This is a genomic window from Rhodococcus sp. BP-316 (assembly GCF_019836105.1).
In the GTDB taxonomy this organism is placed as follows: Bacteria; Actinomycetota; Actinomycetes; order Mycobacteriales; family Mycobacteriaceae; genus Rhodococcoides.
In genome coordinates, this window is sequence record NZ_JABUEE010000001.1 from 547,923 (window position 1) to 561,148 (window position 13,226).

Genomic DNA, 13,226 nt, shown 5'->3' on the forward strand with positions numbered 1-13,226 from the left:
TCAGTACGCGCGGTGACGCTGCGGCATCGACTGCGGCGCGGACGCGTGCCGGCCCTCCGCGTCGGGAAAATCGTCCGCCATCATCGCCGCCAGGTCCATGAAGGCGGCGCGCGTGCGGGGGCGCAGTCGATCGAGATCGACGACGGAGCCCTCCGCCAGATGATCGTCGAAGGGAATCACCACGACCGCGCGGCAGCGCGCGAGGAAGTGCCGAGTGAGTTCGTCCATGTCGATGCTCGCGGCGCCCGGTCGGTGGGCGCTGATGACGACGACGGTCCGCTCGACGAGGTGCGCGTACCCGTGCAGCCCGAGCCAGTCGAGGGTCGCGGCGGCGCTCTTGGCACCGTCGACCGCCGGCGAGCTGACGAGCACCAGTGCGTGCGCCAGCGACAGCACCCCCTCCATCGCCGAGTGCATGATGCCCGTGCCGCAGTCGGTGAGGATCAGGTTGTAGTGCGCTCGGAGGGTGTCGATGACCGCGCGGTAGTCCTGTTCGGTGAACGCCTCCGACGCGGCCGGGTCACGCTCCCCCGCGACGACCTCGAGACGACTCGACGATTGGGAGGTGTGCTCCCTGATGTCGGCGTAACTCCGGATGGTCGGCCGGGCAGCGAGGAGATCGCGCACCGTGGACATCGTCTGCCGCGGGACGCGCTCCCCCAGCGTTCCGAAGTCGGGGTTCGCGTCGACGGCGATGACGTCGTCGCGTCGCAAGGAAGCGAACACCGACCCCAGCCCGACGGTGACGGTCGTCTTGCCCACCCCGCCCTTGAGGGACAGGAAGGCGATCCGGTAATCGCTGCGCAGCGGTTGTCGAATGCGGTCGATCTGGTGGCGACGCTCCGCCTCGGAGGCGACCGCACCACGGCCACCCGGTCGCCCACTGCCCAGGACGCGATCCAGGGTGCGGCGCCACCCCGGCCGAGTGGAGGACGGGGCCGGCGAGACGAAGGGCGACCCGGGTCGGCGCACCGGACTCTCCGCACCGAAGGCGGCCGAGTCGCGTCGCGGATCGGCGAGGCCCGGATGGTGCGGTGCGGGAACGTGGGAGGGCGGAACGGACGGCCGAGAGAATCGTTCCGGTTCGGGCGGAGACCAGGGTCCGTTCGTACCCGCCCGGCTGCCGGGACCTGAGGAGTGCGGGCTGTCGTCTCGACGATCCACGGTCCCCACCCTCCTGTCGACGGTCTGCTCCGATTGCCGATCAGGGACGAACGGTGTGGTTCCCAGCGCCGGCACGGTCACATCCCCCGTGCAGACGGTACCAAACGTGCACGAGCGTGCGAGGTGGTCGACAGGACCCGACGTCAGGCTCGCGGATGCGCCTGATCGTGGACCGCGCGCAGCCGCTCCACGGAGACATGGGTGTAGATCTGCGTCGTGGCGAGCGACGCGTGCCCGAGCAGTTCCTGCACCACGCGGAGATCGGCGCCACCCTCGAGCAGGTGGGTCGCGGCGGAGTGTCGGAGGCCGTGCGGACCCAGGTCCGGGGCACCGGGCACGGCGGACAGCACCTCGTGCACCACCGAGCGCGCCTGCCGCTGATTCAGGCGTCCGCCGCGACGCCCCAGGAGCAGGGCCGCGCCGGAGTCCGGTGTGGCCAGGGCGGGGCGGCCCACGGTCGACCACTGCACCACCGCGTCCTCCGCGGGCGCGCCGAACGGTACGACGCGTTCCTTGTCGCCCTTGCCGAGGACGCGGAGCACCCGTCTGTCGAGATCCACGTCGTCCACATCGAGACCGCACAGTTCGCCGACCCGGATTCCGGTCGCGTACAAGAGCTCGACGACGACCCTGTCGCGCAGGGCCATCGGATCCTGTTGCTCGGCACCGGATGTCGCGGCCGTCATCGCGTCCCGAGCGTCACGCTCACGCAGCACGCCCGGGAGCGTCCGACGCGACGGCGGTGCCGACAGCCGCACCGCCGGGTCCGCGGTGAGTGCTCCGACGGTGCACGACCACGCGGTGAAGGTGCGCGCCGAACTCGCTCGACGCGCGAGAGTCGAGCGGGACACTCCCGCGACCGACATCGAGGCGAGCCACGAGCGCAGGGAGCGAAGTGTGATCACGTCGTCGAGTGCCGCGGACGGATCACCGTGCGCGTCTCGACAGAAGCCGATCAGAGCACGGGCGTCGCCGACGTACGCGCGCACGGTGTGCTCGGAGCGGTTGCGTTGCAGAGCGAGATGCTCGGTGAATCTCGCGAGGAGCGCGAGATCGTCAGGATTCGCTGGCAGCGAGTTCTCGCTTCCAGGTGCGGAATCCCTCCTCGGTGCGGCCACGACGCCAGTATCCCGATATCGAGGCCCATTCCGCAGTCACGCCACGCTCTTTGCGGATGTAAGGCCGGATCTCGTGCATCACGGACTGCGCTTCACCGTGCACGAAGACATGAGGCTGACCGGGCAGCCACTCCACCGCACGGACGGCGGCGGCCAGCGGTGAGCCGCCCGAATACTGGTCGCGGTACACCCAGCGGATGTCGGCAGAGGTCGGCGCCGCGATCTCGACGCGGTCCTCCGGACTCGCTGCTTCGAGCACCACTCGCGCGACGGCTCCCTCGGGAAGCGCCGAGAGTGCTGCGGAGATGGCGGGCACGCCCGTCTCGTCGCCGGCGAGAAGGTGCCAGTCGGCGTCCGCACGAGGCGAGTACGCGCCGGCGGGACCGAAGAACGAGAGCTGGTCCCCCGCCGCGGCGCTCAGCGCCCACGGGCCGGCGACACCCTCGTCGCCGTGGACGACGAAGTCGATGGCGACTTCGCGGGCCTGCGTGTCCGCCGATCGCACCGTGTAGGTGCGCAACGTCGGCTCGTCGGCGTCACCGAAGTGCAGCTTGACGTAGCTGTCGGTGAACTCGGACGGCGCGAACTCGTCGAAGTTCGCACCGCCGAGCACCACGCGCACCATGTGCGGGGTGAGCCGCTCGGTGCGGAGAACGGTCAGGGTGGTCAGTCGTCGCGCCACAGGGCACCTCCATCGGGTACGGGCCTTGCCGCCGGTGGGGCCGCAAGACGTGGTTAGCCTACCCTAATTCGCCGACCGGCCCCACGACAGGTCAGTGCGCGGCGTCGTACGCGTCCTGGATCTCCTGGCTGATGCGCCCGCGGGTGCTGACCTCGAAGCCGTTCTCCTTGGCCCACGCCCGCACGTCCTGCAGATTCTGGCGGCCCTTCTTCGGCGCCGCGGCGGACCCGTTCCGGCGAGACTTCTTGCCGCCCACCTTCTCCGCGTGTTCGATCCAGAATGCGAATTGGTCGTACAACTCGTTGGCGTGCTTGCTGTTGAGATCGATCGAATAGGACACGCCTCCGACCGCGAACTCGACCGTCTCGCCCTGCCCGTCCTTGATGAGTGAACCGTCGACATCGTCGATCATTTGGACGGTGGTGCGTCGTGCCATTGTTCTGCGCTCCTCGATACCGGGTGGAGAAAGAATTTCCTCCAAGATAACAGCCGAGACGGCCGACATCGTGACACCGACCCGACACCGCCCTGACAACATCCGAATCACGACATCTCGGTCGTGAATTCGACGACCTGTCGTTCGTGACCGACACGGGACGATCGGGCTCACCGCGGTCGCCGGTACTGTGACGAACGCATACTCGACGCGGGAACTCCCGTCGACGTCGGCCACGAAGGGTTCACGGATGACCGCACAGAGTTTCTCGGAAACGCGTGCCGTGTCGTCGACGACGAGACCGTCCGGTTCGCTCACCTTCGTCGATCTCTTCAGCGGTGCGGGCGGAATGAGTTGCGGCTTCGCACGACACGGCGCGTTCGAGGTCGTCGGTGCGGCGGACGCACAACTGGGTAAACCGAGCAGTGCGCGCGGATCTCTCGAATGCAATGCGTCCTATGAGGCGAATATCGGAACGGTGCCGCACGCCGTGGATCTTTCCGCTGTCACCGGGGCCGAGTTGGCGCGACTCTTCGCCCCGCGTCTGAACGGACGACCACTCGACGTACTCAGCGCGTGCCCGCCGTGCACCGGCTTCTCCCGTGCAAATCCTCGAAATCATCTCACCGACGATCCACGCAATTCGCTCGTGACCCGTGTCGCCGACTCCGTCGAGGCTCTGCGCCCGATCGTCCTCGTCATGGAAAACGCACGAGAATTGGTCGGCGGTAATTTCCGTGGTCATCTCGACGCGTTGGCTCTGCGGTTGGATCACCTCGGCTACGACGTCGATGCCTCGGTGCACATGCTCAGTACGGTCGGCTTACCGCAACGACGCGAGAGATCCCTGGTGGTCGCGGTGCGGCGCGATCACGAATTGCACACTCTTTCCGAATTGTGGGAGGGCACGACCATCGCACCGGAGGCGATCACGGTGCGTCGCGCGATCGGCCACCTGCCCCGCGTCGAGGCCGGTGAGACGGCGTCCGGCGATCCGATGCACCTCTCGCCCAGCATCGGTCGTGAGTCGACCCGCCGCCGCCTCCACGCCCTCCCCCACGACGGCGGTTCCTGGCTCGACCTCAGGTCCGCCCCCGGCGGCGACGACCACCTGACGCCCGCGATGCAGCGCCTCGTCGCCGCCGGGCGCCTGGGGTCGCACCCCGACGTCTACGGCCGACTGTGGTGGGACCGTCCCGCGCCCACCGTCAAACGGGAGTGCGCCCACTTCGGCAACGGCCGCTACACCCATCCCGAGCAGGACCGGCTGTGCACGGTGCGAGAGTTGGCCTTGCTGAACGGTTTTCCGGACGACTACGTGTTCCGCGCGCGATCGCTGTCGAACATGTACCGCCACATCGGGGACGCGGTACCGCCGCTCGTGTCCGCTCAGCTCGCCGCGCTGTGCACCTGGATCATCAGCGGCGTCAGGCCGGACCTGCGCGACGCGATCCTGCCCGGCACCTCCCTGCGGGCAGAGGACCTGCTCCCGGCACAGCCCTCACCGGATCTTCTCGATGCGCACCCATCCCGCCTCGTCGCGGCCGGCGTGTCCCTCGATCTCGAGGACCACCAGCGCTGACCGCACCGCCGACACGGGCACGCCGGAGTCCACGGACAATTGCTGCACCGTTCGGGCTCCCGAGGCCGGGAACGCGTCCAACACGCGGGCGGGAGTCTGCGGCAGGCGATCGAGATCGCGGCCGAACAGGGCGTCCCGGTCGTCGTCGTCCTCGACACCCGCACCCACCGCACCCGCCTCGGCCACCACGTCCCGGGCACCCGTCACCAGACGCGCTTCGCCCTCGCGGATCATCCGATGGCACCCCGTCGACGACGCGGACGTCACCGGCCCCGGTACCGCCATGACCGGTCGCCCCAGTGCCCGTGCCCACGACGCCGTGTTACGCGCCCCGCTGCGCCATCCCGCCTCGACCACGACCACGCCGTCACACAGTGCGGCCACCAGCCTGTTGCGGGAGAGGAAGCGGTACCGGGCGGGTGGTGTGCCCGGCGGATACTCCGACACCACCGCACCCGTCTCCGACACTCTCCGCAGCAGACGCTCGTGCCCCGCCGGGTACGCCCGGTCGACGCCGCACGCCAGCACCGCCACCGTGCAGCCGCCCACGCCCAGCGCGGCGCGATGCGCCGCACCGTCGATGCCGTACGCGCCGCCGGAGACCACCGTCCACCCGTCCACGGCCAGGTCTCCCGCGATCTCACCCGTCACGTGCTCCCCGTAGCTCGTCGCCGCGCGCGTTCCCACCACGGCCACCGCCCGCTCCGTGGACGACGCCACCGGCGCCGGACCCACCACCCACAACGCCAACGGCGCACCGCCGTCGCGAGTGGGCAGAGCCCCGTCCGGCCGCTCGAATCCGAGGAACCGCCAGGCGGGCCACTCCTCGTCCGACGGCACCACCAGTCGACCGTCCATCGCAGCCATCAGGTCGAGGCTCGCCGCGGCGGTGTCGAGATGTGCCCGCGCCGACACGCGGTCCCACACCGCCTTCGGAACGTCCCCGGTGCGCATCGTCGCCGCGGCGTCCACCACTCCGCGCGAGGCGATGAGCTGCTCGACGGCGCGCGACGGACCCTGCACCACCGTCGAGACGTACGCCCACGCCAGGGTCTCCGGATTCTCCGCTCCACTCACACGCCACTCCCCTGTTCGCGAAAACTCATCGCCGACGCCACGCACTCGGGTCCCGGAGACATCCGCCCCTCGAGGTCGCCGAGCGTCCAGGCCAACGCGAGAGCACGCGGGTGGCAGTTATGAGCCTGTTGGCGGATCCTGTTGCGGGGCATCGCCATCAGCCCTCGATGCCTCGTCCGTGCCCTTGCCTTGGTCCGCGTGCCAGGTGCGGAACGCCGCGCGTGGCGTCAATCGCTCGAGGGTCGAAAGCCTGCGAGTGCGGGCAGGTATGGGCTTGTCAGGCTCGATCATCACGCCCGGGGGATACATCACCTCGACTGGAATCCTGCCGAGCGCAACGCGCTCATGCCGTCGCCACGTGCGCCCTGGCGATGGTGTCCACGTAACGACCAACGCAGCGTCGTGCCGCGTCTCACCTTGCAGAACGATCTCGACGCGCATCGACTCGCCCGGGCCGAGCGTGGGTAGTTGATGCCGCCACGGGCGAACGTCGTGGGGTTGATTGCGGGGCGCCTGCACGGCGGCGTCACACAGAGAGCCATAGAGGCGAATGTCGTAGGCGGTGCCGTCACCCACGTTCGTAGCGACCACTACGACGCCGTGCCGGTCGAGGTCACCGAAATCCTGCACGTACTTGGACTCGATGAGTTTGTGCTCGAACACGATGCGCACGCGCGGTTTGTCGAACCACCGCAGGGCAATGGTGACGGTCGCGGACACAAGCGCCGCGACCGGCACGACGGCTAACCACGAAGACATACCGACCAGTCTAGGAAAGGACCTCGTGACGCTCTCAGGGCGGCGATGGTGGCCACGTTTGGTTCTGACCACCTGCGCACACCACAACGCCCCGACCCCTCGTGTGGGGCCGGGGCGTTCGCCGTCGTGGCTACAGCGGGTCGGGGACCGCGCCGCCGAGTGCACGCCAGTGCTCAACCAACGCCGGGTCGGGCGCCACCGCCATAGCCGCCTCGTACTCGGCCTTGGCCTCGTCGATGGTCCGTTCCAGCGACTCCGCCACCCTGCGGTCGAGTTCGCGGCCACTCTCTCTCCACCCCGGCACGAGTTGCTCCATCAGATCCTCGTGCGGCATGACCGACGGCGCAGGATTGAGACGCAGCAGTTGCACGAGACGGTCACGGGGTACGAGTTCCACTCCACCGACGGCCACGCCCTTGCTGCACGCGATGCCGTACCGCAACGCCAGGCGCAACGTCACCTCGTCGAACTGACGTTCCGCGGGATCCCACTCGATCGACCCGAGGTCGATCCCATTCTCCTGCGCCAGTTCGATGGTCGACCGCGGAAAGTCGAGCCACTGGAAAGTGCGGTCGGGTCGAATCAGGTAGTACATACACGAACCTCTCGTAGACGACTGATGCCAGTGCCAGGCTAGAGAGGGTCACCGACATGAGATCGGCACAAACCACCCTTAACGGACAACGCCCCGGCCCCTCACGAGGGGGCCGGGGCGTCGTTGTCGTGGTGCCTACGCCTGCGTGGCCACCTTCACGACACCGAGACCGCTCTTGACACCCACACCGATGCGCGACTCCACGCGCATCTGCACCTCGTTCCGCGCGAACCCGGTGTACGGGTTCCACTCGACATCGACCCGGCCGTCACCGACGAACTCGACCGCATCGAGGTCGAGCAGCACGCCGGTCTTGGCGGGCAGGATGTTGCTCGTCACCGTGGGAACGCCCCACACCCGTCGCGCTGCGCGGTCCACCGGGAGGTTGGCGGGTCCGAGATCGAAATGACCGCCGCCGGGTGCGCGCGAGAGTTCCAGTGCCTCCCAGTCGCTCGGTGACAGCACGAGGGCCGTGGCCTGGTGACCGACGGACTCCAACCCGGTGATGGCCTTGCGGATCGTGGTGAGCAGATCCGTGGCGAACGCGCGGGTCTGGATTCCCGAGGTGTTGAGGATGCCGCGCACGTTGTCGACACGAGGCGGCCCGGCCGCCTTGAGTCCGTCACCGACGAGGATGGCACTCTCGATGGCCAGACGCAGACCCGCGTACATCCGACGCTCGAGGTACTGCGCGACCAGTCTGAAATCCTCGATGATGTACTTGTCGAAAGGGTTGGACAGGTGCGCCACGACGCGCAGGATCTCGTCGACCCGCTCGATGTCGTAATCCGATTCCGGCTTGACCTCCCCGGCGGGGACCACCGCGGCGTTGTCCTCGCGTCCGATCTCACGCAGGAACGACCAGTTGACCGGGCGCACCGCCATCGGCAACAGGTCGAGGATGGTCGTCGGGAGGTCGGGCCGCTCGTAGATGTCGACCATGGGGATGTCACCCATGGCGGTGCCCGTCTGCCCGAGGGCCTTCTCGGACGGGTTCGGACCCGCCATCTTGGTGGCCAGGGCCGTGGCGGCCGACTTGGCCCGCGCCGGGTTGCCGAGACCGAGGTACCGGGCCGCGCCGGGATCCGCTGCACCCTTGGCGCCGCGGTCGATGGCACCGAGGCGGCGCAGGACGGTCGACGACTTGGCCGCCGCGTCGATCTGCGCATCCATCTTCACCGCGGCGGCGTGTGCCGCCTTGGCGGCATCGAGAGCCTCGGGGTCGTCGTGGTCGGGGTTGTCGAGTGCCTTGATCTGGTCGAGAACCGCCTTGCCCTCGGCCAGCAGGGCCGCGCGGCGTTCCATCAGTGAACCGCTCGTGTTGTCGTCGGCGGCCTTGAGGGCCGCGCGCAGGGCATCGAGATTGATCTTCATGGGGTGTCCTCAGGACTCACGGACGCATCGGAACTCGTTGCGTCACAATGGATGTTGGGTGAGTTCCCTTGGTCCGCATACCGTATGGCGGGGCCGCGACTGCGGTTCCCCCACGGCCCGGTGATCGCACGCATGGGGCGGTGATCTCCACGGCCCGCCGATACCGCCGGGGCGGTCGTTGCGTATGGCTTCGATCACTGCACCGCCGACATTACCACCCGTAATCGACTGCGCCGCAACTATTCCGAGGTACAGCGTTGGTTATCGACCCGGGTTCCAGAGTCGCGCGTCCCACCCGTCGGCCGCGGCCCGCGTGACCGTCTCGGCGGCGGTGTCGTCGAGGAGGTCGTCACCGCGCATCGGCACGTCGACCGCCTCGTCACCCGGGCGCACCTCGGGCACCGGTCCACCGAACGCAGGGACACCGATCCCCCGGCCCTCGTCGGCCGCCTGCGCCGCCGCCAGGGCGGCCCGCCGGTCGCTATGGCGGGGTCCGAACCGGTACGCCACGGCCCCGTCGGGAGCGATGACCCACCACCATCCGGTCGTGTCGATGCCGACGGTGTGCAGGTCGGCCGGGGCCGCCTCGGTGTCACTCATCGAGATCCTCCATCTCGGCCTCACGTGCCGCCGCCTCGGCGTCCTCGACGCTCTCGGCATCGAAATCCCACCCGGCGGGTAGATCCGGCTTGAGGGCCTGCGTGGCGCGTTTGGGCACCTCCCCGAACAGGTCGCGGTGGTACGACGCGCACAACCCCTCGGGCCGCTCGACGTGCGGGCCGAGCAGGTCCACGCACCGCTCGAAATCGCCCTGATAGCCCCATGCGATAGCCACGGCGCCGAGGCCGAGAGTGGCCCACACCCGCGGGTTGTCGGCATTGGGGTCGGTGTCCTGGTTCTCGTACTTGACCACCAGATGCGCGGTGTCGAACCGGCGCGCCAGGGCCTCGACACTCGTCACGACGTGCCCGCGAACGGGTTGGATGCGTCGGCCGCCGGGGTGTCCGTCGCGGTGGCCCTGGCCGCCGCGGTCTCGGCCACCGGTGTCACGCCGAACGCGGTGGACAGGTACCGATGCTCGACGAGGGTGGCCCGGTACATCTTCACCTCGGGACGCTCGACGTACTTGGTGGACTCGGCACCGGCCGAGTCACGTACTGTCACACGCTGTTTGAAACCGTTGCGGCGCAGATACTTCCGCAGGCGCACCACCTCGGACCACGTTTCGCAGAGGTTGACCAGTGCCGCGCGGTCGGCGGGCTTGAGCCACGACCGGATGCCGGATCCGTCGACGAGTCGATCCCACTCGGCCGACGCCTCGACGCTCATGTCGTCGGGCTTGTCGGGCACGCCCCGCTCGATGCCCGATTGGATCACCTTGCGGCCACCCGAGTCACGCCCGGGTGAGCGGCCACTCAACAACTTGAGGGCGGCGGGCTTCTGCGCTGGCGCCATCTCAAACCTCTCGTGTGTACGAGTGGCCGGGGCCGCCGGACCCCGGCCGACTCGACCTCACCCGCTCGTTCGGGCACCCCCGACACTACCGGATTGCACCATGGTTTGTAGCACCCTCGGTGTGCATTTCTGCACGTCGGCTCGGTGTGCACCGATGCACGGTGGCCCTCGGCGTGACACTCGATGCCGTCACACCGATTGCCGCAGGTTGAGCACGTGAATGAAGCCCGAGGGAGGGGGGTGCAGGTCACCGACCGACCTCGTGATTCCGACCCCCGCCCCGGCATCGGTGGCACGCAGTGTCAGGACGAACTCTAACCACACCCCCCGTGTGCATAAATGCACATCACTCGGCCGACGGCTCGGCGGCCACCGCGTCGGCACCGTACCGCGCGGCCAGGATCTCACGCATCTTCCGGCGGGCGTCCGCGCGCCGCTCGATGCGCGCGAGGTCCACCGGGTCGAGCGTCACCGTGTGGGTGTCGTACGACTTGTCCCGCCGCGGTTTACGTGGCGGCACCGCTGGCCCCCTCGTCCATCGCCGCGGCCGTCACGTCCTCGACGTACCTCTCGAGGCCGTCGAGGTTGCCGGTGGCGGCGAACATCGACCCGAGTTCGAACGCCAGGGCCATGATGAGGTCACTGATGCCGTGCTCGTGTTCGTCGATCTGCGCGAGCAACAGGTCCATCTCGGGCTGTGAGTTGCGCGTGGTGACCAGGGCCATGCGTGCGGCCCATGCGCGGTGTTGTGCCGGTGGTGTTCTCACTGGGATGCCTTTCGGTGGTGTGTGTGGCCGGATCGGGTGCCAGTGCCCCGAGGTGGTCTCGGAGCCGGGGCCGCAGGTGGTGATCTACCGGTGCCGCCGCCGCCCGAAACGGGGTTGATCTCGACCCCACTCGTCACCGATGGCCGGTCGTTCGTCAGTTCGTCAGGGATAAGACCCCCTGACGAACCTGACGAAGCCCGTTCCGCACTGTCAGGGTGGCTATTGACGAACCTGACGAACCTGACGAACAAACGAATAAGTGCAGGTAACAGGCGGTGGCCGTTCGTCAGGCCCCCTGACGAACGAGTGGCCCGATTGTTCGTCAGGCAAGGCCCCTGACGAGGGTCGAAATCGAGGGGTGCCTGACGAACATTTCGGCACCCTCGAGACGCCCTCACGAGGACGCCTCGGCGGCCCTGGCAGACCCGACGGTGAGCGTGTTTCGGCGGGCGCCGACCGTGTGGCAGACGAGGGCGCCGGTGGCCTTCAGTCGCTCGATGGCGGCCTCGGCGTCCGCCTTGGAGAACGCCACCTCGGTGCCGTCCACGACCACCAGACGCTCGACGCCCGTGGCGCGGTAGTAGGTCGAGGCTCCCTTCCCGGGGTTGGCGGCCACGGCCTCGACGATCCACGCCTCGACCGCGGCGGCCTTGGCGGCCAGTGCGGTCAATCCGGCCGTCGCGCTCGGCAACGTCATCGGGTCCACGGGCACCGGGACCAACGACGACGACCACGTGCCGTTCGGCGTCACGGGCACGGGGTCGAGACGCCAGTGCCCGACGACTCCCTCGGGCCGATGCTTCTGTTTCGTGGCCTCCACGACCACGACACCCTCGTCGGCGGTCTCGAGCGTGAGCACGGTGTCCACGGCGGCCTCCCACGCACCGGCGCCTCGGCCCGCGTTGACGCCTCCGGTGACGCCCTTGGGCGGGTGGTGCAGAACCATCCCCGACCCGGTGCGGCCACGCAGGGCCTCGGCCTTGGCCACGCCGGTGGCGGCATCGCTGTTGCTGTTCTCCTCGAGGCCCACCGCGTGCCGACTGAGGGTGTCGATCATCACGAGGTCGGGATCGAACTCGGTGGCCATGGCCACCAACTCGTCCCACCTCGACGACATGAACGGCACCGCCCCGTCGACCGCAAGGAACCGCCCGTCGAGTTCGACCGGCTCGACACCGTGGTGCCTGCACCACGCCTCGATGCGGATACCGAACGACCGGCCACCGCCCTCACCGACGAGGTACAACACGCGCCCCGTGGTCGAGTGGGTGTCGTGGTTGCCCCACCTGCGGCCCGTGGCGATGCTCAACGCCATGTCGAGGGCCACGAACGACTTACCGGTGCCGCGGGTGCCGACGAGCATCGACATGCCCCCGCCGTCGAGCACGCCCTCGATGAGTGCGGGCGGCGGTGTCGCCAGCATCATCTCGGCGGCCGTCATTGTCATGGCCGTCAGTGGACGGATGCCGGCCGCGTCGGCCTTCTCGCGCGCCACGGTCTCGTGTGCGGTCTCGGTGGCACGCAGACGCATCAACGCGCGCTCGTTCTCGGCCTCCTGCCTCGCGCCCGCCATCTCGGCCTGTTTCCTGGCCACGAGCCGTTTCTCGTAGTCCTCGACCGACTCGGACGGCGGCGATGACAACGGCGATGCCGGGCGCCTGCGCCCCGTCGGCCTCTGTATCGACGGGTCGAGGAACAACGGTCGGGTGGCGTGCCCGTTCATCCACGACACGACGCGACGCCGCTGCGGGACCGTCAGTGCGTCGAACCATCCCGGCGCGGTCACGATGCCGCCCCGTGGATGGCCAGGACGTGCCGCGCGGCATCGACTTGCCGTGCGAACGACGAGTCCGCCGCGTAACTCGATTGGCCCATCGAGCGGCGGTGGCGGGACCACCAGTACCGCAACTCGACCAACATGGCCGGATCGTCGAGGACGGCCTCGATGGCGGCGTACAACACCACCGCATCGACACCATCCGCCGCCGGGTGGGTCGAGGCCGCATTGGTGAACGTCGGCACCGGCGCGTCGTGGTCGAGATGTTCGCGCCACTGGCCCCACGATCCGACCCGCAGGGTGGTCTCGGGGTACTCGACGGCGGGCGCCGACCGCAGGCGGCGCAGTGCGTCCACCATCGCGGTCACGGCGTCGTGAGGGGTATTCTCGATCTCAGTCACTACAAGTTCCGATCTGTGCAGTGCGAGACCCGGCCCGCT

At 68.8% G+C, this 13,226-nt stretch carries 16 protein-coding genes; 1 reads left to right on the forward strand and 15 read right to left on the reverse strand.

Annotated elements, in window-relative coordinates; all coding sequences use genetic code 11:
- The 4 genes from HQ312_RS02530 to HQ312_RS02545 form a co-directional block, all read right to left on the reverse strand.
- Positions 1-1,230, reverse strand: coding sequence for an AAA family ATPase (locus HQ312_RS02530; RefSeq protein ID WP_374198274.1), 1,230 nt, complete (start codon positions 1,228-1,230; stop codon positions 1-3).
- A gap of 77 nt (positions 1,231-1,307) precedes the next feature.
- On the reverse strand, positions 1,308-2,237 hold the full coding sequence (locus HQ312_RS02535; protein ID WP_027505033.1) for a tyrosine recombinase XerC: 930 nt from the start codon (positions 2,235-2,237) through the stop codon (positions 1,308-1,310).
- Positions 2,221-2,964, reverse strand: coding sequence for a siderophore-interacting protein (locus HQ312_RS02540; RefSeq protein ID WP_222637707.1), 744 nt, complete (start codon positions 2,962-2,964; stop codon positions 2,221-2,223). The genes HQ312_RS02535 and HQ312_RS02540 overlap by 17 nt, the downstream gene beginning before the upstream one ends.
- Before the next feature lie 91 nt (positions 2,965-3,055).
- Positions 3,056-3,400, reverse strand: coding sequence for an Lsr2 family protein (locus tag HQ312_RS02545; protein ID WP_027505031.1), 345 nt, complete (start codon positions 3,398-3,400; stop codon positions 3,056-3,058).
- Positions 3,401-3,650: 250 nt separating this feature from the next.
- Between HQ312_RS02545 and HQ312_RS02550 the strand changes: the two genes are divergently transcribed.
- Complete coding sequence (locus HQ312_RS02550; protein ID WP_222637708.1) at positions 3,651-4,982, forward strand: DNA cytosine methyltransferase; 1,332 nt, start codon at positions 3,651-3,653, stop codon at positions 4,980-4,982.
- On the opposite strand, the gene dprA is transcribed toward HQ312_RS02550, so the two are convergent.
- From dprA to HQ312_RS02605, 11 genes are all read right to left on the reverse strand, one after another.
- Positions 4,902-6,059 carry a DNA-processing protein DprA gene (gene dprA / locus HQ312_RS02555; RefSeq protein ID WP_308115473.1) on the reverse strand — a complete coding sequence of 386 codons (1,158 nt, stop codon included), beginning with the start codon at positions 6,057-6,059 and terminating at the stop codon, positions 4,902-4,904. The two genes, HQ312_RS02550 and dprA, sit on opposite strands and share 81 nt — an antisense overlap.
- Positions 6,060-6,176: 117 nt before the next feature.
- The gene (locus HQ312_RS02560) at positions 6,177-6,818 is read right to left on the reverse strand and encodes a hypothetical protein (protein WP_222637709.1); all 642 of its coding nucleotides are present in this window, start codon (positions 6,816-6,818) and stop codon (positions 6,177-6,179) included.
- Between the two features lie 130 nt (positions 6,819-6,948).
- Complete coding sequence (locus HQ312_RS02565) at positions 6,949-7,413, reverse strand: hypothetical protein (RefSeq protein WP_222637710.1); 465 nt, start codon at positions 7,411-7,413, stop codon at positions 6,949-6,951.
- Between the two features lie 135 nt (positions 7,414-7,548).
- Positions 7,549-8,787 carry a phage major capsid protein gene (locus HQ312_RS02570; RefSeq protein WP_222637711.1) on the reverse strand — a complete coding sequence of 413 codons (1,239 nt, stop codon included), beginning with the start codon at positions 8,785-8,787 and terminating at the stop codon, positions 7,549-7,551.
- A gap of 261 nt (positions 8,788-9,048) precedes the next feature.
- On the reverse strand, positions 9,049-9,387 hold the full coding sequence (locus HQ312_RS02575; protein WP_222637712.1) for a hypothetical protein: 339 nt from the start codon (positions 9,385-9,387) through the stop codon (positions 9,049-9,051).
- The gene (locus HQ312_RS02580; protein ID WP_222637713.1) at positions 9,380-9,748 is read right to left on the reverse strand and encodes a hypothetical protein; all 369 of its coding nucleotides are present in this window, start codon (positions 9,746-9,748) and stop codon (positions 9,380-9,382) included. The genes HQ312_RS02575 and HQ312_RS02580 overlap by 8 nt, the downstream gene beginning before the upstream one ends.
- Positions 9,745-10,242, reverse strand: coding sequence for a P27 family phage terminase small subunit (locus tag HQ312_RS21765; RefSeq protein WP_261781970.1), 498 nt, complete (start codon positions 10,240-10,242; stop codon positions 9,745-9,747). Before HQ312_RS21765 ends, HQ312_RS02580 begins: the two co-directional genes overlap by 4 nt.
- Before the next feature lie 346 nt (positions 10,243-10,588).
- Positions 10,589-10,762 carry a hypothetical protein gene (locus tag HQ312_RS02590; protein ID WP_222637714.1) on the reverse strand — a complete coding sequence of 58 codons (174 nt, stop codon included), beginning with the start codon at positions 10,760-10,762 and terminating at the stop codon, positions 10,589-10,591.
- Positions 10,749-11,009 carry a hypothetical protein gene (locus HQ312_RS02595; protein ID WP_222637715.1) on the reverse strand — a complete coding sequence of 87 codons (261 nt, stop codon included), beginning with the start codon at positions 11,007-11,009 and terminating at the stop codon, positions 10,749-10,751. Before HQ312_RS02595 ends, HQ312_RS02590 begins: the two co-directional genes overlap by 14 nt.
- Before the next feature lie 394 nt (positions 11,010-11,403).
- The gene (locus HQ312_RS02600; protein ID WP_222637716.1) at positions 11,404-12,603 is read right to left on the reverse strand and encodes an AAA family ATPase; all 1,200 of its coding nucleotides are present in this window, start codon (positions 12,601-12,603) and stop codon (positions 11,404-11,406) included.
- Between the two features lie 188 nt (positions 12,604-12,791).
- On the reverse strand, positions 12,792-13,187 hold the full coding sequence (locus tag HQ312_RS02605; protein WP_222637717.1) for a hypothetical protein: 396 nt from the start codon (positions 13,185-13,187) through the stop codon (positions 12,792-12,794).
- Positions 13,188-13,226 lie beyond the last annotated feature (39 nt).